Consider the following 25,110-nt stretch of genomic DNA (forward strand, 5'->3'; position numbering starts at 1 on the left):
TATTTGATTGTTATTTGTCTTGGTTATATATTTTTTTGTTTGAAATCATCTCGTTGATTAATTCGGCCACTTCATAAAAGTGATTTAATTTTTCCTCTGATATGTTGGCCCTTATAGCGTCATTGAATGTGATTACTTTTTCTTTTGAATAAGCTCTTTTTTTTCGGCCAAACTCCGTAAGGTGAATTAATACGCCTCGACCATCTTCAGGATTTGGTTTTCTTTCTATTAATCCTCGGGTTTCCATGGTTTTTAAAATTCTGGAGAGGCTAGTGGCTTCCATTCCCATTTTGGGACCCAAGGCCGTTGAAGGTGTTCCTTTTTCGGGATCAATGCTCAGTAAAGTGAACCCCGTAGCCATTGTACTTTCAAATTTGGCGGCTTCTTCATTATACATTTTATTGACGGCTAACCAGGTGGTTCTTAGAACATAGTCAATTGTTTTATCTTTCATGGTTGATTTTTAGTCTTCCAAATATAAAAAAATATGCTATGCATGCATAATAAAATATAATAATTTAACATAAAATAGGCAGATTGATTAGAGGCTTCGCAATTTTATGGGGTGTTAATTGTTAAAACTGCCGTAAAAGATCTTAATGAATACGTAGGGTGAGGGCTCAGTTTTACTAAGAATAACTCAATTGAGGAGTCACCTGTTTTCATTGAATCTTAGTCTTTGTTTTGTTGGTAGGGATAGTCTTCGGTATAGCCTTCTTTTCGAAGTTTTACTCTCAACCTGTAGAAATTGGTCTCGATAGTCCTTAACGAAACACTCAATAAATCGGCTAATTCCTTATGTGCCAAATTGAAAGGTTGTAATGCCGCGTAAAGTTTTTCGGTTTTAGTTAAAAATTCTAAGGATTCCACATTAGTAATGAGCTCCTCATGTTCGTTAACTTGATTTTGTTTGAAATTATTCCAATTGAGAATTTTATCTCCATGATTGGAGAGTATGAAGGGTTTATTTTCAAGTATTAAGATGTTTTCATTCTTGTTATAATCTTTTTGCCATTTGCGCTTGAACCTTGTAATTAAAAATAACCAGTTGGTATAGATGGCTAATGTTATAATTAACAATGTCATGATAAAATTTGACACCAGTGTTATATAATACATTTGTTTAAACACCTGCAAATTGTTGAAATAAACCAAGATCGCTACAAAAAAGAAGTTGTCTAGAATGTAGTACACAATGAATAGAATACTAAATACCTTTTTGTAAACCCCATCAAAGAGCTCAGGCCCTTTGTTGACGTTTATCTTTCTCAAATAGTATAAAAAAAGCAAGAACAGTGTGATATTATAGGTCAACTGCACTGCAGCATTAATACGCATGTTCTTGTTTGTAGGATAAAAAATGAGATGTTCGGTTTCATCTTGAGCGATTAAAAGATGTAGAATGGCAAATCCGACACCAATCAAAATGAGAAGTCCGAAATACTGAAGTATTTTAATTTTGGGTACCGACTTTCCAAAAAGCGCCGCACAAAACACGGGAGCTAATAGTGCAAAATTTTCATTGATAATTCCATAAAAATCTAAAACTCTTAAAGATTGGTCTGAGAAGTAATAGTCTAAATACAACCACACCCCAAGAGAGGAAAAAAATAGAAAAGAAAAGAACGTTAGGAACAACTCAAACGGCTCTTGTTTATTACTTCTTACAATGAAAAGTATAAACCCAATCGCACTTAAAAAAAACGCCAAATGGCTTAAAAACATGATTATAGTAGTTTTGTAGTAGTCTTACAGATCTCCTAAAGTTCCTAAAAATTTACATTTACTTATTGATTTTTTTATCAGCAGGTTTTTAATCCATTTTTAAATAGCAACCAACTGTTAAAAGAAATCAAAACTAAAAAATACGACCGGTTTTCCAAATCCATTCCGATAGACTTTTTATAGTATGAATATCGTGTTTTTTTTCTGATGTCAGTAGAAAAAATAGAAATAAGCACAAAGGAGGAACGGTATCGTGTTGATTAAAAGCCTAATGATTGATAGTAAATTTAAAGCAGTGAAATACCTTTCTTTTTCAACTCCCTCAAATGCAAACTGTGGTAGATGTCTCGAATTCAAATTCCTTTTTATTTTAGGAATGTTATTTTTTGCCAATTTGGGATTTTCCCAAACAACATTGATAGATCCTCTGGGTGATGGAGGTTTTGAAACGGGTACATCCTTTGAACTTAATGGTTGGGTGAACAACAGTTCTCAAACCAATCAGTGGGTTTGTAATGCTGGTGCTAATTTGGGTTTTATTGGGGCTAGAGCTGCTTATGTATCCAATAATCCTTTAAATGCCACCCCGTCTCACACTTATACAAATAATACCTCAAGTGTTTCTCATATATACCGAGATATTTCAATACCTGCAGGGGAAACTTTCATTCAGTTGCAATTTGATTGGATCAGTAGGGGCGAGTCAGGTTTTGACTATATGCGAGTCTGGTTGGTTCCAGTATCCTTTACTCCTAATAGTGGCACGCAAATAACAGTCGGAAATAGTGGCGGAATAAGTATTGGTCAAACCAATTATGGAGGTCAATCTACATGGAATAGTGAAGCCGTAACCATTCCATCCTCATATGCTGGCACTACCTTTAGGATGGTTTTTGAATGGCGCAATGATAGTTCTATAGGAACCAATCCGCCTGCGGGACTTGATAATATCTCGTTAACTTCAACGGCACCCACACCCCCCGAAAATGATGATTGTGCTAGTGCTGTAGCCGTAAGTGTCAATCCAGATAATTCCTGTGACCTCACAACATCAGGAACGTTAACGTTTGCTACAGAATCTGGGGTAAGTGATTGTGCTACAGGAAATCCAAATGACGATGTATGGTTTAGCTTTGTTGCTACCTCTACTGCTCACAGTATAAGTCTTTTAAATGTTTCTGGAACTTACACGGATTTAGTTCATGCCGTTTATAGCAATTCCTGTGGTTCTTTAAATATGGTTTCGGGAAGTTGCTCCAATCCCAATGATAGCATGGTAACAGGGCTTTCCGTTGGTCAAACATATTTTGTGCAAGTGTATTCTTGGGCAGATTCCAGCACCTTAAGTCAACAACCTACAATTATTGATTTTGATATTTGTGTTGGGACTCTTCCTTTAAATGATGATCCTTGTAATGCCATAGCATTGGATATTTCTGGTGATTGCATAAGTGCTTATGGTAATACGCTTTTTGCAACAGATTCCAATATCAATAGTGCAAATTGTAATACATCCGGAGATGATGATGATATCTGGTTTAGTTTCGTAGCTCAAGAGACATCCCATTCTATTAATATTGAGAATGTCTCTGGAAATACAAACAGCTTGTTCCATGCCATATACGAAGGTAGTTGTGGTAACCTGACCAGTATGCCACTGTGCTCATTTCCTAACAATAGTACGGCCACCGGATTAACGCCAGGGAACACTTATTATGTTCAAGTGATGACCTCTAGCGCTGGAGATTACCATGCGAGTTTTGAGATATGTACCATTCCATTGGTATCACCTTGCTCAAACACCTCCAATATTCCAGAATTGTCATGTGGTACCATGGAAACAGTTTCTATAACTGGAGGGACTGGATTTTTTGATAATAATCCTTGTGGGTCATGGGATCTTGAGGGGCAGGAAGCACTCTACACTTTTACACCTACTGTCACTGCGGAATATAGTATCACCCAGATTTCAACTTCGGGATCGGGTAGTGATTCCCATATTAACTATTTATTCAAAGAAGCTAGTGATGGGTGTCATGCTAACAATTGGACTTGTTTGGCTCATTTGGATGGTAATGACCAAGGCAGTAATACATTCACACTTACCGAGGGCATAACCTATTACATACTATTGGACACTGAAACAACCACAAGTAATGATGTCACCTTTCAATTAAGTTGTCCTCCTCAATGTGGTGATAGTTTTTATGATTCTGGTGGGGTTTCAGGAAATTATTCCAACAATGAAAGCCGTAGTGTTACTATTTGCCCAGAAACTGAAGGCTCTAATGTAACGGTTACTTTTACGAGTTTTCAAGTAGAAGGGGCAGGAGCTAATTTTTGTTTCGATAATTTGAGAATTTATGATGGACCTGATGATTCGTTTCCTCAAATAACTCCTGCAAGTTTAGGATTGGGGACAGGAACAGATGGGTTTTGTTATCAATCCCCTACCGATGGGACTGCTAACCTTGTAGGGGAGTCCATTACTGCAACAAATGCTGATGGCTGTCTTACCTTTGTGTTTACTTCCGATATTTCTACAGCATTAAGTGGCTGGGAAGCAGAGGTGAGTTGCTGTGCTGTTTGGAATGGTTCTGTAAGTACCGATTGGAACCTAGCACAGAATTGGTCTCTCAATGAAGTTCCTACTTTGGAAGATTGCATTGTAATTCCTGACCATACAACAACTCCAAATAACCCCATTTTAGAATATCCTTCAAATTCTAATACGATTCAACCAGGTTATGGACTTAGTCTAACACTAAAGGATAATGCTTATCTAGAGCTTGATAATTCGGAGTTGATTATCAATAAATGGATTGATGTTCAAGGAAGCGCTGTTTTTAATATTAAAAACAACGCGAGCCTTATTCAAATTGATGACAACAATGAGAATACGGGCAATATATTTGTGCAACGGGCTCCAAATTCCAACTTTACAAGTGTTAATAGTTTGGAATATGTGTATTGGTCAAGTCCTGTTAATGATTTTAATGTGGGTGACGTTTCTCCTGGGACAAGTTCAGCCTTAATTTTTGAATGGAATCCTACCGTACCAGGGTATGGAGTGGGTAATCATGGCTATTGGGAAAATGCCTCAGGTATGATGACTACAGGAAAAGGGTATATCATAAGAGGGCTTTCTGGTACTCCTGAAATAGTTTCCAATAATCTAACTCCGGCTACCGAAATTCCTGTAACTCCCTATACTGTTTTGTTTTCTGGTGAAGCAAATAATGGCGTTATTACACTGCCTATTCAACAGGGAGGCTACCAGGAGTCTGGAGACCCAGGTTATCAAGGAAATAGTTCTTTGGGGACCTTAGCCTATAATGATGATGATAATTGGAATTTAATTGGGAATCCTTATCCTTCGGCTATTTCTTCTGATGCCTTTATGGCTTATAACACGGATATTAATGGTACCGTATACCTTTGGCAGCATGAGTCGTTACCTAGCGCGGAAACTGCAGATCCTTTTTATGAAGATTATGCCTATAATTACTCGGAGGACAATTATATAGAATATAATAGTTCAGGTTCCAACCCACCTGGATATGATGATTTGCATATTGCTTCTGGTCAAGGTTTTTTTGTTTTGATGAACCATAGTTCAACTGTTTTAAGTGCAACAGTCACTTTCAATAATAGTATGCGAACCTATTCGTCAGAATATACTAACAGTACCTTTTTTAAACAGAATCAAGCAAATAACAACTATCAAGACCCTTACAATACAGAGGAAACCACAACGATGGAACGCCATAGAATTTGGTTGAATCTTTCTAATTCAAATAATGTTGCAGTTTCTTTATTGTTAGGGTATATACAAGGAGCCACAAATGATTTTGACCGTTTGTATGATGGCCTAGAGGTAACCTCTACCGATTTAAGTTTCTACTCCATCAATAACGATGATAAATTGTCAATTCAGGGGCGTTTATATCCTTTTAATCAGGATGATACCATTCCTCTTGGTATGTATTTACCACAGAACGATATTTATAGCATTGCCATTAACTCTTTAGATGGTCTGTTTATTGAGGAAGATCAAAGCATTTATTTAGAGGACACTTACTTAAATACCATTCACGATTTAAAACAGGCTCCATATAGTTTTTCTGGTAACTCGGGCTTGCTCAATGATAGATTCATTTTAAGATTTACCGAGTACACTTTAACCAACCCAGAATTTAATTTGGAAAGCATAGCAATCATTGCTCCGCAGGGAGAATACATCAAAATAAGTTCGGACCATGAGGTAATTTCAAATGTGACTGTTTATGATGTTTTAGGTAAGGTAATAATGAATAGAAATAATGTTAATGCACATCAGCTAATCTTAAATAAAACTGCTGTGACTTCTGGAGTTTATTTTGTGAAAGTTGTTTTGTCAAGTGGTTTCGAAAGAAGAAAAAAAGTAAAACTCAAATAAGGTGCAAATTTTACCCTATGTCATGATAACTGGAAAATATGCAAGTCATCTGTTGAAATTTTTAAATGCAGTAAGAAATCCTCTAAATTCCCACTGTGGCGTGCAGTTTTAGTAGTTTTGCAGTAGTGCTTTTCTTGTCTTTTTCAGCCTCCCAAGGCTATTTTTACTTCAGTGATTGAGACATGCGATTGCCTTATTTGAGAAAATCCTTAATTCCCATATGACGGAGTTTCAAAATGGCATATCACTTTTTCAATTCACAACAAAGACCTTTTAACACAGATCAAAAGAGGTCTATTTTATTAACACTAACATTTTTTTTATGAAAAGATTTACTTTGTTATGTCTGGCTGTACTTTGCTTGACATTTTCTTATTCAATTTATGCCCAAAATCAATGTGAATTTAAACTGGTAATGATAGATTCCTATGGTGATGGATGGAATGGAAATACCATTGATGTTTTGGTTGATGGAGCTGTAGTTTTGGATCATGTTCAGCTTTACGGAAATCAAGGAGGGGGGTATTCCTACGCGGTGTACTTTCCGGTAACTGATGGCTCCCAAATTACAACCGTTTGGAATGGAGGCGGGTATTGGCCAGGAGAAGTATCCTATAAAATCTATGACAACAATAACACGTTGTTGGGGTCTGGTGATTCTGCACATCAAATTAATATTGAGAATTCCTTATGCTATGTGCCGTTAAGCGTTAGTATGGAAGAGTCTTGCTATACAGTTTATAAGGGGTATGCTCCTTCGGAATGCGTGGATCTTTCGGTAAATGTTGGAGGAGGTTCGAGTAACTATAATATACTATGGAGCACAGGAGAGACCACCCAAACCATTTCAGTATGTCCTTCAGAAGCAACAGCTTATTCCGTATCGGTAACTGATGGCAATGAAACCATAAGTGAAACAGCCACGGTATTATTAGTTGATGTGGTTTGTAGCAATAATGTTAACAATGGCAAAGTGCTTATTTGCCATGTAGATGAAGAAGGCAATTATTCTACTTTATGTGTGTCTGCTAATGCTGTAGAAAATCATTTGGCCCATGGCGATTTACTTGGAGGATGTGATAGCATTACTTGTGAGACACCCCCAGCATGTGATATTACTCTTGTATCACCTTTAAATGAAGCAGTAGATACTTCCATAAACCAAGAAATTTCATGGACAGAGGCTTCAGGAATAGTTGATGGTTATTATGTATCCATTGGTACAACTTCTGGAGGAACAGATGTTTTGGATGGCTTTGATGTTGGGAATATCCTAAATTATGATGGAGGTAGTTTTGAGTATAACACAACCTATTTTATTACGGTCACTCCTTATAATGTTAACGGTACTGCTACCGGTTGTACGACATATAGTTTTACCACTATGGAAAATCCATGCTACAGTGCACTGCCAATAGGGTGTGAGGAGACTGTATTGGGAAGTACAGTAGGAGCTCCTATAAATGAAGGTTTGTATTGTGATTATAATGATTTAGGACAATCAGGTGGGGTTTGGTATACTTATCAAACTAACGACCCAAATATCAAAGTAACGGTAGATACTGATGGTTCTGGGTATGACACTCGGCTAGGGCTTTTTAAAGGTAACTGTGATGCCTTGGAGTGTGTGGATGCAGATAATGATGCTGGAGAAGGATTGAACTCAAAAATAAGTTTTGATGCCGAAGTAGGTGTCCTATATTACATTTATGTCACTGGAGATAATTCGGAGGGCGATTACAATCTTAACGTTTCATGTTTAGATACTTCTCCAGTTATGGTATCGTGTGGGACTACTTTAAATAATGAATATTGTTATTCTGACAATGATACAACCATGTTTACTTATACAAGTTCAGAAGGGCTTCCTTTGGAAATAGTTGTGAACACTGGATATGTTGAAAACAATTGGGATGAGTTCATAGTCTTGGATTCAGATGGTGTTACTCAATTGTATAATGGCTATGGAAATTATGGGTCTTTGGCTGGATTAACTTTTGTAAGTACCGGTGATACCATATCTGTAATGATTCAATCAGACTCGAGTACAAGTTGTAGTACTCGCGGTTATGTGTCCCTCAATTATGATATCAATTGTTTTGTTCCTTGTGGGTACGAATCTGTAGAAACTTACTGTTATGGAAATAGTGAAAACAATCAGTTCTCTTATACAAGTACAGATGGTTCACCAGTGCATGTCGCGTTTATGTCCGGAAGTATTGAAACTTACTACGATGAACTCAGAATTTTAGATTCTGATGGCACTACCGTTCTGTTCAATAGCAATAGTCCATACACAACAAACCTTTCAGAGGTAAGTGTTGAAAGTACAGGGGATACCATATTCTTTGATGTTTCTTCAGATGTTAGTGTGTCTTGTGGAAGTGGATCCAGAACCCAATGGGAATACCTGGTGTCTTGGGGTTGTCCAAACGATCAAATTGCAAGCTCTAGATTTGCAACTCCATTGAAAACTGAATTATTAAATCAGGAGGATTGGTCCTTATACCCTAATCCAACCAACAATGGACAGGTTACCTTACGTTTAGATAAATATATTAATCAATCTTTAGAGATTAAAGTATTGGACGTTACAGGAAAGGTAGTGTATGTCAAAGACATAAATGCTTTGGGAGCTTCAAAATTTGAACTAGCGTTAAGTCATATACCCTCAGGAATGTATTTTGTAACTATTACTCATATAGGAGAGGTCTCAACAAAGAAATTGATAGTTAAATAGACATCTATATTGATGAATTGGTTAAATGAAAAGGGTTCCATATTTAATGGAACCCTTTGTTATTTTATGTAATGGTTTTGATCAAGAATTAATTATAAATCTTATCATAAAGGTCTTTATATAAATTTAAGATAATATCTCTTTTCATTTTCATGGTAGGTGTTAAATGCCCTCCTTTAATAGACCACTCATCTGGGGTAAGTTCAAAGCGTTTAATTTGCTCCCACTTTCCAAATTTGGAATTGCATTTATCTACTTCTTGTTGGATCCTGTCAATGACCTCTTTAGAGGTATAAATGGCATCATTGGTTGGGTCAATGGCTTTCCCTTTGAATTTGATCCATTCTTTGATAAATTCAAAATTGGGTTGAATCAAGGCAGCTGGCATTTTTTGGCCTTCACCTATCACCATGACTTGTTCGATGAATCGAGATTGTTTTAACTCATTTTCCAATAGGGTAGGGATAACATACTTTCCGCCCGAGGTTTTGAACATTTCTTTTTTACGTCCCGTGATTTTCAAGAAACCTTCAGAATCAATTTCTCCTTTGTCTCCCGTATGGAAATACGCACCTGTCATGACAGAAGCTGTTTTTTCAGGGTCTTTATAATAGCCTTTCATCACATTAGGGCCTTTTATAAGGATTTCACCATCTTCTGCTATTTTGACTTCTACATTACGGATAGGAATTCCCACTGTTCCAACTTTAAACATATGGTCAGCATATTTTCCAACGGCTACTACAGGTGACGTTTCTGTAAGCCCGTAACCTTCCATAACCTGCATACCTGCTGCACAAAATATGCGTATGAGCCTAGGTTGTAAAGGCGCACTACCAGAGACCATAGTGCTTAATTCACCGCCTAAAGCCTCTTGCCATTTGCTGAAAACGAGTTTTCGAGCTAAATTAAGTTTGAAGTGATACCAAGATCCGTTCTTTTGATAAGGTTCCCATTGTTCTCCAAGACCTACAGCCCAAAAAAATATTTTTTGTTTTAAAGGAGATAATTCTTCAGCCTTGTGAACAATTTTATCGTACACTTTTTCCAGTAGACGTGGCACCACACTCATTAAATGAGGTTTGATCTCTTTCGCATTATCTCCAATTTTATCCAAACCTTCAGCAAAATAAATGGTGGCACCCATATATTGATAAATGTAAATTAAGACACGCTCAAAAATGTGACAAATAGGTAAAAAGCTGAGAACTCTGGTGCCTGCACCCGATATAGGTAACCTAGGAACACTATCTAAAGCATTACTTACAATGTTTTTATGAGTTAACATAACTCCTTTGGGCCTTCCGGTTGTGCCTGAGGTATAAATGATGGTTGCCAAGTCATCTTCATGAACTTGATTTTTTCGTTCCTCTACTTCCGGTTGATTAATTGGGTCTTTCCCTAACTCTTGTAGTTCTGAAAAATGTTTGCATCCTTCAATGTGATTGAAAGAGTATACTTCTTTCAGCTTGGTGTTACCTTTTACTTGATTTAATTTGGCTAAAACATCTGCATCAGAAACAAAACAATAGATTGATTCACTATGGTTGAGTACATACTCATAATCTTCAGCTGAAATGGTTGGATAAATAGGTATGTTCTGTGCACCAACTTGCAAAATACCAATATCCATGATGTTCCACTCTGTTCGGTTTGTCGAAGAAATAACAGCTATTTTATCATCTTTTTGAATTCCCAGCTTGAGAAGTGCTCTACTTATTGCATTTGCCTGATCAATATAGGCTTGTGTTGAGGTAGGAGTCCAGACCTCATCATACTTGGTTACAAGAGCCTCTTTTAGGTTGTAAGTCTCTAACTGATAATAAGGAAAATCGAAAAGTCTGGTTATATCTGTCATTTGTTCTATAGAAAAATTGAAGTTCTGCAAATTATGAAATTAATGCATATTTACAAATGTGTTTTATTTTGGCGAATAAATTCTAAAATTAATAATAATGAGAGTGTAAAATTTTTAAGTTAACAAAAGGTTAGTATAAAGGCAGTTAAAACAATTTTTTAAATCAGGATTTTTTTTCGAAAAAAACTTGATAAAAACCATAAAAATGTGACATGAAACTTTATTTTTGTACCCCTATAATTCGGGATGTGGCGCAGTCCGGTTAGCGTACACGGCTGGGGGCCGTGTGGTCGCAGGTTCAAATCCTGTCATCCCGACACTTTAAAGCAAAGGTTAATGTAGAAAGTTTACTTTCTTAAATTAGCCTTTTTGCTTTATATGAAATTAAAGCAACGCTTTAATTTGCAACATAAGCGATGACAAATCGATTCTGTAAATCCTGTCATCCCGACGAAATGAAGTCCAACATGTGTAGTGTTGGACTTTTTTTATAAACATTAATTTCATTGAGAGCTATTGTTGTTTCTTGGCCTTTTAAATTTTCTGTTCTGCCCTAATTTATCTCGAGTTCATATGTTGATTTAATGAATTAGTAATTTTATTTAAAGAATGGATTAAATGAAAATAGGTTTGATTAAAAGAACAATCATAAATTTCTTGTCATAAATCAATTTCGTAAATTCATTTATATATTCATTAAAAAATGCCTAGACCAGTATTAACCCTTTTAGCTCTTTTAATTTTTTGTTGTACCAACAAATATGATTTGAATGATGATGATATAAAGAATTTAAATAAGATAATAGATAGTATGTATTTGCTTGATCAAGGAAATAGAACGCGTTTGTATGAAATAGATTCTTTGTATGATGTAGCACCTCAAACTTTTATGTTTGTTAAAAATGAACGAATCCTGACTGAAAGATTAGGGGAGAAATATGTTAGCTATAAAAATGATATAGAACAACTTATGCAGGAAATTCAATTGGTTGATCATTCTAATACTCAAAAATTAATAGATTTAACTAAAACATATGGATTTCCAAGTAATGAGCGCTTAGGTGTTTACAAGGCTAAAGCCTATATGATTTTTGTACATGCACCTCGTGAATTTTTCCCTGAGGTAAGCGAGTTAATATCAAAAGAATTTAATGAGGGTAGAATTAACGAATATAAAATGGAATACATTTTTTGGCACATAAAGGGGAGAGAAGGCTTCCCTCCAACGTCGGGTGAGAATGGCAAAGCCATTTGGAGAGATTTGAATTGAATGGGGATTCTTTGTTATTTTTTAAGGTTTAGTATCCAAATTGACACATTATTGTTGAAGTCAAAAAGAATAAATGATTAAAGGAGCTTACAATTAAAATTTAAACCATTGAAATTGATGAAGTCAATACTTTTTGATTGTCTTTAATCACAAATAAAAAAAGGAGCTTTTTAGGCTCCTCCTTTTTTCTAATTCTATTGATGTTTTTCAATCCACTCTCTAGCATTCACAAAAGCTTCAACCCAAGGCGAAACCTCGTCTTGTCTGTTGCTAGGGTAGTATGCCCAGTTCCATTGGAAGGTAGAACGCTCGATGTGAGGCATCGTTACTAAGTGGCGACCTGTTGTATCACATAGCATAGCGGTATTGTAATCTGAACCATTAGGATTGTGTGGATATTCCGCGTAGGCGTATTTTCCAACAATGTTGTATTGGTCTTCAGATTCTGGTAAGTTAAATTTACCTTCTCCATGAGAAATCCAAACCCCTAAAGTGCTTCCTGCTAGGCTTGAAAGCATTACCGAGTTGTTTTCCTGAATTTTCACTGAAGTAAATGAACTTTCGTGTTTATGAGAATCATTATGAACCATTTTACCATGAACTTCATGTTCAGGGTTAATTAATTCTAATTCCATCCATAACTGACAACCGTTACAAATACCAACCGATAAGGTATCTTCACGTTTGAAGAAGTTTTTAATCACTTCATTCGCTTTTTCGTTGTATTTGATAGCTCCGGCCCAACCTTTAGCAGAACCTAAAACGTCAGAGTTAGAGAAGCCTCCAACAGCACCTAAGAACTGAATGTCTTCAAGGGTTTCACGACCAGAAATTAAATCGGTCATGTGAACGTCTTTCACATCAAATCCAGCTAAGTACATCGCGTTGGCCATTTCACGCTCAGAGTTACTTCCTTTTTCACGTAAAATCGCTGCTTTTGGTCTTGGCTTACTCGCATCGATTACAGGAAGTTTCCCTGTAAAGTGACTTGGGAAGGTGTACTGTAATGGTTGATTTTTATAGTTGTTGTAACGGTCTTGTGCTAAACCGTTAGCCGTTTGCTTTTGATCTAATAAGAATGATGTTTTGTACCACATATCGCGTAAACGAGATACTGTCATGGTAAATACATCTGTTGCGTTGATGATGCTCAGTACATCAGATTCTGTTACTTTTCCAATGTTGAAGAATTCAATATTTGCAGCAGATAAAACAGATTCGATTGAAGCATCCTTAGACTGAATGACTAAACCAGCATTTTCAGCAAACAACACTTTAAATGAATCGTTTTCAGCTAAAGCTGTGATATCTAATTCTGCTCCTAAATTATTATCAGCAAAACATAATTCTAATAACGTTGTGATTAAACCACCAGAAGCCACATCGTGACCTGCAACAATTTGTCCGTCAAGAATTAATTGTTGAATGGTGTTGAATACGGTTTTAACGTAAGCAGCAGATTGAGCATTTGGTGTGTCGTTACCAATTTTGTTAACCACCTGAGCAAATGAACTTCCTCCTAATTTAAAGTTGTCTTGTGATAAGTTGATGTAATATACATCGCCAGCACCTTTTTGGAATACAGGCTCAACCACTTTATTGATGTCTGTACAGTTGGCTGCAGCTGAAATGATTACCGTACCAGGAGCAATAACCTCTTCGTTAGGATATTTTTGCTTCATTGATAAGGAATCCTTTCCGGTTGGCACGTTAATACCTAAATCGATAGCGAATTCAGAAACCGCTTCAACAGCTTCATATAAACGTGCATCTTCACCTTCATTTTTACAAGGCCACATCCAGTTTGCCGATAAAGACACATTTTGTAAACCGTCTTTTAATGGTGCCCAGATGATGTTGGTTAACGCTTCAGTAATTGAATTTCTACTTCCTGCTACCGGATTGATTAATCCAGAAATAGGTGAGTGACCGATAGAGGTTGCGATTCCTTCTTTACCTTTATAATCTAAGGCCATCACACCAACGTTGTTTAATGGAATTTGTAATGGTCCAACACATTGCTGTTTGGCTACTTTTCCACCAACACAACGGTCTACTTTATTGGTTAACCAGTCTTTAGAAGCCACGGCCTCTAATTGTAATAACTGATCTAAATAATCGTAGAAGTTTTCTTTATTATAAGCAACATCGGCATAATTGCGAGCTACTTTTTTGTCATGCATATATGTTTTTGGAGAACTTCCAAACATATCATCCATGGCTAAATCCATTGGTTTGTGTCCGTTGGTTTTAGATTCGAATGTGAAACGGTGATTACCAGTAACATCTCCAACAGTGTACATTGGTGAACGTTCACGATCGGCAATCTTTTGTAAGGTTTCAATATGTTTTTCGGCAATGACCAATCCCATACGTTCCTGAGATTCGTTACCGATAATTTCTTTATCAGATAAAGTAGGATCTCCTACAGGTAATTTATCTAAATCGATGTGTCCACCGGTTTCTTCAACTAATTCAGATAAACAGTTTAAGTGTCCACCTGCACCGTGATCGTGGATAGAAACAATGTAGTTTTCATCACTTTCTACCATACCACGAACCGCGTTAGCAGCACGTTTTTGCATTTCAGGATTCGAACGTTGTACGGCGTTTAATTCGATACCTGATTCAAATTCTCCAGTATCAGCCGATGATACCGCAGCACCACCCATTCCAATACGGTAGTTTTCACCACCAAGGATAACTACTTTGTCACCAGTTTTAGGTGTTGCTTTTAAGGCTTGGTCGGCTTTACCGTAACCAATACCTCCAGCTTGCATAATTACCTTGTCGAAGCCTAATTTTCTGGCATCTTCTTCGTGCTCGAATGTTAATACCGAACCACAGATTAACGGCTGACCGAATTTGTTACCAAAATCTGAAGCACCATTAGACGCTTTAATCAAGATATCCATTGGGGTTTGGTATAACCACTTACGCTCATCCATAGCTTGTTCCCAAGGACGGTTTTCTTCCAAACGTGAATAAGACGTCATATAAACCGCAGTACCAGCTAAAGGTAAGGATCCTTTTCCACCAGCTAAACGGTCACGAATTTCACCTCCTGAACCTGTAGCAGCTCCATTAAATGGCTCAACAGTGGTAGGGAAGTTGTGTGTTTCTGCTTTTAATGAAATAACAGATTCGAAATCTTTAGTTTCGTAAAAGTCTGGCTTATCAGCTGTTTTAGGAGCGAATTGCTCAACAACAGGGCCTTTTACAAAAGCGACGTTGTCTTTATATGCTGAAACGATATCGTTAGGATTGGTTTCAGAAGTTTTACGAATCATTTTAAATAATGATGTCGGTTTTTCTTCTCCATCAATAACAAAAGTTCCGTTGAAAATTTTGTGACGACAGTGCTCACTGTTTACTTGTGAGAAACCGAACACTTCAGAATCGGTTAGCGGGCGACCAATTTTTTCAGAAACACCTTCTAAGTAAGCGACTTCTTCGTCGCTTAAAGAAAGCCCTTCCTGAATGTTGTAAGCCGCAATATCTTCAATATCCAGAATAGGTTCTGGCTTGATATCTATAGTGAATGATTCTTGGTTTAATCCGTTGAATTTTTCTGAAATCATTGGATCATACCCTTTGAAGTCTTCAGAAACAGCTTCGAATTCCTCAATTCGAATGATGTCTGAAATCCCCATGTTTTGAGTGATTTCAACAGCATTGGTACTCCAAGGCGTAATCATGGCCGCACGCGGTCCAACAAAAAAAGCATCCAAAGATGCTTGTTCTATTTTAGGTTGGTTGCCAAATAACCAAACCAACTTGGAGATGGTTTCTGTCGATAATTCTTTTGTTGTTTGAACAGCAAAAATGGTGCTGTTTGCGTTTCCAAAGAAATGAATCATTATATGTCGATTATAGGTGTGTTTTAAAAGGGCAAAAATACGCTTTTATTTTAGATTGATAATGCTCCTTTTTTAAATTTTAATTGGATTATTAACAGCTTTTCAAAAGTATTTTTTGAGAATGGAAACTACCGATCCATGATAGGAGCGACCAAAAAGATTTAAATGAACCAGTAAATAATACAATTGATAAATCTCTATTTTTAATTCTGATTTTGAGGATGCTGCATCACTTTCATAGTAAGCTTCGTAAAAATGTTCTCCAAAACCTCCAAATAATTTGGTCATAGCAATATCTACTTCTTTGTCTCCATAATAAATGGCAGGATCAATAAGGTAGGGAGTGCCACTTTCTGAAATTAAAAAATTACCACTCCATAAGTCGCCATGAAGTAGGGATGGGGTTACATTTTTTAATAAGGGCTCCAGAATTATGCTCATTTGGTTTTCGGGAGGACAGTCACTATTTGTTAATAACCCTTTATTCTTAGCTAATCGTAATTGAGGTAACAACCTTTCTTGAAGATAAAAGTCTTTCCAGTTATGGTGTTCTTGATTAGATTGAGGTAAACTACCGATGAAATTATCAGAATCTAATCCAAATGACTTTGAAGTTGTTTCGTGTAATGCAGTCAATTGTTTTCCCAAGGAGGACATGTCTTTACTAGTTGGTGCTTTTGTTTCAATAAATTCCATGAGTAGAAATGAACGATGTTCAAATTGATCGCAAGCAATAATTTTAGGGGTAGCTATGGTGTTGGTTTTATCGATTGATTCCAAACCTAGTTTTTCAGCATGAAACATATGCAAAGCTTGAGGGGATTGGTGGCTTTTTAAAAAATAATTTTCAGAATCGGTTTCAATTTTAAATGCTTGAGAAATATCACCACCAGATATGGCTAGGTATTGTTTTATGTCTTTCTGGAGAATGTTTTCAATAAAGAATTTAAAATTTGAATTCATAGTGTAAACGAATAAACAAAAAAGGCTATCAAACAATGATAGCCTTTTATAATTTATATAAGAGTTTTATTTTTTTACTAATTTTTTGGTAACACTTTGTCCTTCTATGTTGAGTTTTAAAATATAAATACCATGAGGGAGATTTTGTACCATGATGGTTCCTGTTTTACTAATTCCTTTCAAAACCTGTTTTCCAAGTATGTTATAGATACTATAATCAAAGGTTTTGTTGGTATCGATATTAAGAGTATTGCCAGAAACCGGATTGGGGTAAATTTTGATTGTGTTTGAAGTAAACTCTGTAGTTCCCAAAGTTTGGGTATGACTTCCCAAATCATCACAAGTATCTTGTGCGTAAGAATCCCATTCATTCAGGTCAAAAGTTGTTGAAGGACCACTTACTGTAGATTTTCTAACCAAAGTGGTATTTTGTGCAAATGTTGAATCGTCTCCCAACGTACCGATGATATCTATCAACACATCATTTTTAAACAAACCAATAGCATCATTTCCATTAAACCCGGTGATTGTGTTATTCAAATCATCATATTCTGAAGAGCATATAGTTGCGCTTCCGTTGGCAATAACATAAACATCTCCTTGGTTTATTTGGGCATTGGCAGGGAAATTATAAGTTGCCGTCCAACCACTGTTACCATTACTGCTTAATTTCAAGGTATACATAGAAAGATCGTTAATACTGACGCCAGTGAAATTGGCTATTTCAAGGGCTTTATTATTGCCTCCTCCTTCAATGTATTCTGAGAAGAATAAATCTTCGCCTCCAGAAGATCCATTATTGGTTGTTGATTCACAAACTTCATTACTTCCTACCGATTCATTACCAGCAGCATCTTTGGCTTTTACCGTAAAGCAATAGGTGGTGTTTGGGCTCAAAGAAGTGGCAGTTGTGCTTGTTGTAGCATTTGAAAAGGCATAGACGCCATCTATGTAAATATCGTAAACCGTCACAGCAACATTGTCTGTTGACGCGTTCCAGTTTAAATCAACACTGTTGTCAGTTGGATTGCTTGCTACCAAATTGGATGGGGCAGAAGGAGCTTCTGTATCTGTAGTGTTGCTCCATATTTGAGCTACAAATTCTGGGTGATCGATAAAGGGATTTCGGTTGTTTTGATAGATAAAAAGCGCATTATTTCTATCAATCTCTTTTTGGGAAACAGGATCGTTGTTATGCCAATTCAATAAAATGGCTAAAAACGGTTCAGCAAAAACATTGTTGTTGCTTCCATCAAACATATCAAAAGCTCCCCAAGCATCTATTTGATCTTCATATCGTGTGGCAAAGTAGAAATAAATACGGGCTATATCCCCTTTAAATTCATCAATAGGTTCAAAAACAGTTCCAGTATATCCAGCAGAAATACCACTGTTTAGATTTCCTCCCAATTTTGACCCGTTCATGGTCGGATTCGAAATACCACTTTGGGACACCAATTGATTGTCGTCAACTACTCCAAAGGGGTAGTTGTTTCTGAAGCCGTTAACACGACCATCCGTAGGTAATAAATTGTGGCCATCGCTATACATGGGCATTGCGTCGTCAAAAACCGATTTGGGGATGACGTGCTCCTTGTTGTAACAATCACCTTCTGAAGAATAATTGCCACACTCATTGGTAACAGGAGTAAAATTGTATGGATCTGTTCCAGAAGGGTTTTCAGAATAGACATCTAAAATGGAATTATCATTTTCATAGCTATCATAAACATCCAGGTCATTGTCAGCAATAAAGGCATCCATGGCGCTGTAGTCTTGGGCATTATGAAGATATTCAGTATCAAGTCCATCATTCGTATTATTTATGATGGCCTTTAATTGTGATTTCAATTCAAATCCGGTTCCTGTTGCCGAATCATAATATCCAGCCGGTTCTTGGGAGAAACCAAAAAGAGAGATAAGTAAAAATGTAAAAAGGTAAATATGTTTCATTCAATTTATTTTTTTCTTTCTAATAAAGCCATGTAAAACCCATCATAACCAGAGGTGTGGGATAAAATTTTATGGTCTTCAACAAAGGTAAAGTCTTTTCCCAATTCCGATGTTAAGAATCTGTCAACTTGCTCTTGATTTTCAGATGGTAAAATGGAACAGGTAGCATAAACCATTTTGCCACCTTTTTTGACCATTTTGGAATAATTCTGAAGGATATCTTGTTGGGTATTTTTAATACGATCCAAAAACTCTGGTTCCAATTTCCACTTGGCGTCAGGGTTTCTTCTCAAAACACCTAAACCGGAACATGGTGCATCAATCAAAACGCGATCTGCCTTATCATATAATTTTTTAATGGTTTTAGTAGATTCAATGACTCGGGTTTCAATATTATGGGCGCCATTGCGTTTGGCTCGACGTTTAAGTTCAGCCAATTTGTTACCATAAATATCCATTGAAATGATTTGTCCCTTGTTCTCCATTAAACTGGCTAAATGTAAACTTTTACCTCCAGCTCCTGCACAAGTATCGACAACGCGCATGCCTGGATGGGCATCCAATAAATCAGCAACTAGTTGTGAGGAAGCATCTTGTACTTCAAACCAACCATTTTTAAAAGCCTCGGTAGCAAAAACATTGGCTCGTTCCTTTAGTTTTAATGCTAAAGGAAAGCCGGAAATAGTTTCAGTTTCTATGCCTTCGGTCTGAAGTTTAAGTTGTAGGTCTTTGATGTTGGTTTTAAGGGTGTTGACTCTTAAAATCACATCAGCCTGTTCGTTTAAAGCAGCCAATTCTTTGTTCCATGAAGCTTCTCCTAATTCTTTTTCACCTAGGGCATCCAACCAATCGGGAATGGATTCCCTGAATTTTCTAATCTTAGAAAGCTCATCAAATTTCCCTTTAATTTTTCGGCTCGGTGTGCCTTCAAAATACTTCCAATCTGGAAGCTTGATACCCCGCAAAGTAGCCCAAACCGCAAACATACGCCAAAGGTTATCACGATCAAAAGGTTCTTTAACTTCAGCTATTTCAGCATACAAGCGTTTCCATCTCACAATATCATAGGTCGTTTCTGCAATGAAAGAGCGATCCCGACTTCCCCAGCGTTTGTCACGCTTTAAAAGTTCTTGTATCACCTTATCGGCATATTCTCCTTCATTAAAAATTTTGGTAAGGCCATCTATAACGGCAAAGCAAAGATTTCGATGTAATCGCATGATAAAAAATTAGGGAGCAAAGGTAATGTTTTTATTGGTTGATATATAATGGAATGCTTAACGAGTTGTATCTAGAAATATTAAGAAAATGCTGAGGATTAAAACAAATAGATGCTCAATTCTTTTTGGGATTAAAAAATAAGGTTTCTCTTGAGTTACGGTATGGCTTCGGTATGGATAGAGTATGGATAATGTATGGAAGATGTTTTTTGGTGATTTGTATCATAACCAGCAAAATTGACGGAAAAAGGCAACATGTAACAAAATCCATTCTGATGAAGAGAACCGACCCAAGCGAGATTTTTAGTTGTTTTTAAGTCTGTTGGGATATCCTAGGTTCTCGGAAGTTTTCTATTTTTAGACAAAATTTTGAATATGAAAGTTATTGTGTTTATTGGTATACTGTTTGTTTTTGCTGTTGGTTGTCAAGAAAAAAAGAAACCAATCCAACCTAGGAGTTTTACAACCGTTGTTGCAGAACCCATTTTGGAAGATTCCACATTGAGTATTAGAGCCATAGATATTATGGACGTAAATAGTGTTGCGTTTGCAGCGAACAATAATACTTATGGTTTGTACAACATCAGTAAAGATGAAGTATTACGATCTCAGGTAAATCAGGATTCATTATCATTGGAATTCAGAAGTATGGCAAATAATGGTGTTGATGTTTTTATTATGAGTGTGGGGAGTCCGGGATTGCTATTTAAAACGGGAGATGCGGGTAAGATGGAGCTGGTTTATGAAGAAGACGATCCAAAAACCTTTTATGATTCCATGGAGTTCTGGAACACAAATGAAGGGATCGCTATTGGTGATGCCACCGATGATTGTCTAAGTATCATTATCACCAGAGACGGAGGTAACACTTGGACTAAAATACCGTGTGATCTTCTACCAAACGGAATGGCAAATGAAGGCGCCTTTGCGGCAAGTAACACAAACATTGCTATTGTGGGAGACCAAACTTGGGTGGCTACGACTATGGGACGTGTCTATTACTCACCAGATAAAGGACATACTTGGGAGGTTTATGATACTCCTATTGTCAAGGAAAAGGAAACGGAAGGCATTTATTCTATGGATTTTTATGACGCCTTAAACGGTTTGGCCATAGGTGGCGATTATACCCAGCCCGATCAAAATACAGCCAATAAAATACGAACTAAAGATGGTGGTAAAACTTGGGAATTGATTGGTGCAAATGAAGGCCCAGGTTATAGAAGCTGTGTGCAGTATGTACCTAATAGGGAGGGGAAGGAATTAGTGGCCATAGGTTTTAAGGGTATTGATTTCTCCAATGATGGTGGTAGTAGTTGGAATCACTTAAGCGATGATGGCTTTTATACGATACGTTTTTTAAATGACTCTATAGCCTATGCTGCCGGTAGAGGTAGGATAAGTAAACTGACTTTTAAGGAATAAAAAAAGCAGCTTAAAAGCTGCTTTTTTTAGTTTTGTCCTTGGTGTCTACGTTTCTTGAATTCGTTGAACATTTTATGTCTAAATTCATCTTCGGCCTTTTTAAGTAATAAAATTTTATTGGCCGATAAGACACTCTGCAGGTCGTTTACATAAGTTTCAAGAGCGTCATGTTTCTCTTTTTCTAGGGCAATTATTTCCCTTAGACGTTTTTTAGATTCACTTTCTGATAGAGTCTCTATTCCTTCAAAATTTCGGGAATCAGACATTTTTTTTCTGAGGGTATTGAACTTTTCTTCAAAGTCATTATAAATAGGCCAAAATTTTTCTGCTTCTGCCTTAGATAAATTCAACTTCTCGGTGAGGAATGCCACCTTAAGGGTTTTAATTTTTTCCCAATCCATTTTTTGCGCTTGAGTGTAAGCGACTGTCATTAGAAAGAAAATAAAAATTATTAGTCGTTTCATGTTATTGTTCTTCTTGAATAAGGTCTTCAATATCTGTTGCATTTAATAAATAATCCTCCAATTGGTCATCATTGACAACTTGCTCTAAAATAGAGGATGAAAGTTCATCATAATCAGATACCATTGTTTCCCATTGTAATTTATCTTCTTGATTTAAGAGATAGGTTTCCAAGGTTAGGGTATCAATATCCCCGAAAGTAACAGCATTTTTTTGAAAAATGGAAAGGTTCATTAAAATCAATACACTGGCAGCAATACTGATGGTACTAATAATAACCTTTCTATTGAGAAGCGAAATAACTTTAGGGGCTTGTTCGTTTTTATGGGTAGGGACTTGAACTTCAAAATGTTCCAAGTAATTTTCAGGGATTTGAAAACCAGAATCTGAAATCTTAGATTTCAGATTGGTCAAGTCCATGACTTGCTCTTCAAGTTCTTCAAAATAATTTTGAGGAACTTTAAAAGGACCATTTTGAGTTTTATGTAATTTATTTAATTCCATACCTTATTTTTGACTTCAAATCTTTTTAAAGGTTTAATCTTGAGTTAAATATTCTTCTATTTTTTTAACGGCTATATGGTAAGAGGCTTTTAATGCGCCTTCACTAGTATCTAAAATTTCGGCCATATCCTTGTACTTAATATCCTGAAAATATTTCATGTTAAAAACCAATTGTTGTTTTTCTGGTAATTTGGCTATGGCTTCCTGCAATTGCAGTTGAATGGAATCTCCTTCAAAATACACATCCGACTTCATATTTTGGATGGCAAGAGCCGTTACTTCTTCATTGCTCATTTGAAGTTTATTTGCTTTTTGATTGATAAATGTAATCGATTCATTTGTCGCAATACGGTACATCCATGAATAAAGCTTACTATCTCCTTTAAAGTTTTTAATATTTTGAAATACTTTGATAAAGGTGTTTTGAAGGACATCATCAGCATCGTCATGTGATTTTACGATATGTCTAATATGCCAGTAGAGACGCTCCTTGTAAAGGGTGACTAATTCCTTAAAGGCAGCATCATTTTGGGATTGCAATGACTTAACTAATTTGATCTCTTCGGTCTTCAAAAAATTCTTTTTAATAAGACCATGGAATGTATCAAAAGTTTAATGAACTAATGCTAAATATTTATTAAAAGTCAATAGGTTGTTAAACAGGTGTTTGTATAAATAAATACCGATTAAACGCAAAAAAAATCGATTAAACGTAAATTTTTCTTGGTTGTAACGAAATATTGCCTTATGTTTGTTTCACCAACCTACTTAAATGACCGTTAGGCGGCCCCAAGTCTAACTGTTACCATATAAAAAAAGGATCAGAATTAACTGGTCCTTTTTTTATATCATTATAAATTTTCTCTTAATCAAAGCTTTGCATGTCCACTAATTTCTTGTAAACACCATTTTTAAGCATCAATTCGGAGTGATTCCCTTGTTCTACGATTTGACCTTTTTGCATGACTACAATAGTATCAGCATTTTGAATAGTTGAAAGCCTATGGGCTATGACAATAGAAGTTCTATTAAGCATCATTTTCTCTAGAGCATCTTGCACCAATCTTTCACTTTCTGTGTCTAACGCAGAAGTAGCTTCGTCCAAAATCATTATCGGAGGATTTTTAAGTACGGCGCGAGCAATACTTAATCGCTGTCTTTGACCACCAGATAATTTAGCTCCAGAATCCCCAATATTGGTATCGAGTCCCAGAGGAAGATCTTTAACAAATTCCCAGGCGTTGGCAATCTTTAAAGCTTCAATGACTTCTTCATCGGTAGCATCTTCCTTGCCTAAAAGTATATTGTTTTTTACAGAGTCATTGAATAAAATCGAATCCTGTGTGACAAGCCCCATTAAACCTCTCAAAGAATGTTTAGTGATATCTTTAATGTTTTGGTTATCAATTGAAATATTACCTTCCTGAACATCATAAAATCTGGTTACTAAATTGGCAATGGTGCTTTTCCCACTTCCAGATTGACCAACCAAAGCAACACTTTTCCCTTTTTGTACGGTTAAATTAAAATTTTTGAGAACCGCTTCCTTCTCATATTTAAAAGTGATGTTGTTTAAGGATATATTGTCTGTGAATTCTTTTTTAATGGTAGCATTAGGACTATCCTCCATTGGGTTTTTTGTTTCCAAAATTTCCAAAACCCTTTCGGCCGCGGCATTCCCTCTTTTCACTCCATAACTTGCCTTACTAATGGCTTTAGCGGGTGTAAGTATGTTGTAGGCAAGACCCATAAAGGCAATAAATGTTGAGCCATCCAAAGTTTTGTTGAATACCATATTTCCCCCATACCAAAGTAGCGTTGCAATTGTAACGATACCTAAAAACTCACTAGTAGGTGAAGCTAAATTTTGTCTATGTGCTAACCTGTTGTTATATTTAAAATAGCGGTATGTGGAATCTGTGAATTTTTTAAAGAAATTACTTTCTCCATTGAATCCTTTAATCACTTTGAGGCCTCCCAAAGTTTCATCGATTATAGATAAAAATACACCTTGTTCTTTTTGAACCAAATTGGAGTGTTTTTTCAATTGCTTTCCAATGGCCGAAATAATAATTCCAGAAATAGGAATGAAAATGAATACAAATAGAGAAAGCTTGAGACTTAGCATCATCATGAATCCTATCGTAAAAACAATGGTCATAGGTTCTTTTATGATGAGCTCAAGAACAGCTAAAAGAGAATTTTGTACCTCTCCCACATCATTTGTGATTCTCGCCATTATATCTCCTTTTCTTCGATCTGAAAAGAAGGAAATGGGGAGAGCCATGGTTTTTTCATACATTTCATTTCGTATGTCTTTCAAAACACCGTTTCTAAGATATGTTACAAAATAAAGTCCGAGATAATTAAATAAATTTTTTAGAAGGAATAAGGAAATAACAAGGATTATAACTATTAAAAGTGCTTTGGAATTGTCTGAGCCAACCAAATCACTTATTTTATAGTTCATGTAATCCGTGAAATAATCTTTAATATGCCCTATGCCTGTATATACAGGTTTGACATGTTCCTGTTTAGTTACCTCGGGATTGAAAAGAATATCCAGCATGGGGATTAAGGCCACAAAGGACAATCCGCTGAATAAAGCGTAAAAAATATTACATATGATGTTTAAAAATGCGTATTTTTTGTAAGGTATCGCAAACCGGAGTATTTTCTTAAGGTAATCCAT

At 36.2% G+C, this 25,110-nt stretch carries 15 protein-coding genes and 1 tRNA gene; 5 read left to right on the forward strand and 11 right to left on the reverse strand.

Annotated elements, in window-relative coordinates:
• Window positions 1–10 precede the first annotated feature (10 nt).
• Entirely contained in the window at window positions 11–454 is a 444-nt protein-coding gene (locus GZ212_RS12000; protein WP_053971768.1) for a MarR family winged helix-turn-helix transcriptional regulator, read from the reverse strand.
• A gap of 218 nt (window positions 455–672) precedes the next feature.
• On the reverse strand, window positions 673–1,725 hold the full coding sequence (locus GZ212_RS12005) for a hypothetical protein (protein WP_166960544.1): 1,053 nt from the start codon (window positions 1,723–1,725) through the stop codon (window positions 673–675).
• A 271-nt stretch (window positions 1,726–1,996) separates the two neighbouring features.
• Here GZ212_RS12005 and GZ212_RS12010 point away from each other — a divergent pair, with 271 nt between their 5' ends.
• The gene (locus tag GZ212_RS12010) at window positions 1,997–6,163 is read left to right on the forward strand and encodes a T9SS sorting signal type C domain-containing protein (RefSeq protein ID WP_166960546.1); all 4,167 of its coding nucleotides are present in this window, start codon (window positions 1,997–1,999) and stop codon (window positions 6,161–6,163) included.
• A 322-nt stretch (window positions 6,164–6,485) separates the two neighbouring features.
• The gene (locus GZ212_RS12015; RefSeq protein ID WP_166960549.1) at window positions 6,486–8,903 is read left to right on the forward strand and encodes a T9SS type A sorting domain-containing protein; all 2,418 of its coding nucleotides are present in this window, start codon (window positions 6,486–6,488) and stop codon (window positions 8,901–8,903) included.
• Between the two features lie 88 nt (window positions 8,904–8,991).
• On the opposite strand, the gene GZ212_RS12020 is transcribed toward GZ212_RS12015, so the two are convergent.
• Window positions 8,992–10,761: a long-chain fatty acid--CoA ligase gene (locus GZ212_RS12020; RefSeq protein ID WP_166960552.1), complete on the reverse strand. Its 1,770-nt coding sequence runs from the start codon at window positions 10,759–10,761 to the stop codon at window positions 8,992–8,994.
• Window positions 10,762–11,003: 242 nt separating this feature from the next.
• On the opposite strand from GZ212_RS12020, the gene GZ212_RS12025 reads away from it, so the two are divergent.
• Both GZ212_RS12025 and GZ212_RS12030 read left to right on the forward strand, forming a co-directional pair.
• Window positions 11,004–11,078: transfer RNA gene (locus GZ212_RS12025), tRNA-Pro, on the forward strand.
• Between the two features lie 386 nt (window positions 11,079–11,464).
• Window positions 11,465–12,031, forward strand: a complete 567-nt coding sequence (locus GZ212_RS12030; protein ID WP_166960555.1) for a hypothetical protein — start codon at window positions 11,465–11,467, stop codon at window positions 12,029–12,031.
• Between the two features lie 194 nt (window positions 12,032–12,225).
• On the opposite strand, the gene purL is transcribed toward GZ212_RS12030, so the two are convergent.
• The 4 genes from purL to GZ212_RS12050 all read right to left on the reverse strand — a co-directional run bounded on the left by purL (window position 12,226) and on the right by GZ212_RS12050 (window position 20,027).
• On the reverse strand, window positions 12,226–15,891 hold the full coding sequence (gene purL / locus GZ212_RS12035; RefSeq protein ID WP_166960558.1) for a phosphoribosylformylglycinamidine synthase: 3,666 nt from the start codon (window positions 15,889–15,891) through the stop codon (window positions 12,226–12,228).
• 102 nt (window positions 15,892–15,993) lie between these two features.
• Window positions 15,994–16,854: a fructosamine kinase family protein gene (locus GZ212_RS12040; protein WP_166960561.1), complete on the reverse strand. Its 861-nt coding sequence runs from the start codon at window positions 16,852–16,854 to the stop codon at window positions 15,994–15,996.
• A gap of 66 nt (window positions 16,855–16,920) precedes the next feature.
• Entirely contained in the window at window positions 16,921–18,807 is a 1,887-nt protein-coding gene (locus GZ212_RS12045; RefSeq protein ID WP_166960564.1) for an endonuclease, read from the reverse strand.
• Between the two features lie 5 nt (window positions 18,808–18,812).
• The gene (locus GZ212_RS12050) at window positions 18,813–20,027 is read right to left on the reverse strand and encodes an RsmB/NOP family class I SAM-dependent RNA methyltransferase (protein ID WP_166960567.1); all 1,215 of its coding nucleotides are present in this window, start codon (window positions 20,025–20,027) and stop codon (window positions 18,813–18,815) included.
• A gap of 375 nt (window positions 20,028–20,402) precedes the next feature.
• Here GZ212_RS12050 and GZ212_RS12055 point away from each other — a divergent pair, with 375 nt between their 5' ends.
• Window positions 20,403–21,452 (forward strand): oxidoreductase, encoded by a 1,050-nt coding sequence (locus GZ212_RS12055; protein WP_166960570.1) that lies wholly within the window; start codon window positions 20,403–20,405, stop codon window positions 21,450–21,452.
• 26 nt (window positions 21,453–21,478) lie between these two features.
• On the opposite strand, the gene GZ212_RS12060 is transcribed toward GZ212_RS12055, so the two are convergent.
• From GZ212_RS12060 to GZ212_RS12075, 4 genes are all read right to left on the reverse strand, one after another.
• Window positions 21,479–21,916, reverse strand: a complete 438-nt coding sequence (locus GZ212_RS12060; protein WP_157492123.1) for a hypothetical protein — start codon at window positions 21,914–21,916, stop codon at window positions 21,479–21,481.
• A gap of 1 nt (window position 21,917) precedes the next feature.
• Entirely contained in the window at window positions 21,918–22,418 is a 501-nt protein-coding gene (locus GZ212_RS12065) for a hypothetical protein (RefSeq protein ID WP_166960573.1), read from the reverse strand.
• A 33-nt stretch (window positions 22,419–22,451) separates the two neighbouring features.
• Window positions 22,452–22,991, reverse strand: coding sequence for an RNA polymerase sigma factor (locus GZ212_RS12070; RefSeq protein ID WP_166960575.1), 540 nt, complete (start codon window positions 22,989–22,991; stop codon window positions 22,452–22,454).
• Window positions 22,992–23,283: 292 nt separating this feature from the next.
• Window positions 23,284–25,110 carry an ABC transporter ATP-binding protein gene (locus GZ212_RS12075; RefSeq protein WP_166960578.1) on the reverse strand — a complete coding sequence of 609 codons (1,827 nt, stop codon included), beginning with the start codon at window positions 25,108–25,110 and terminating at the stop codon, window positions 23,284–23,286.

It is taken from the genome of Mangrovimonas sp. CR14 (assembly GCF_011764015.1).
In the GTDB taxonomy this organism is placed as follows: Bacteria; Bacteroidota; Bacteroidia; order Flavobacteriales; family Flavobacteriaceae; genus Mangrovimonas; species Mangrovimonas futianensis.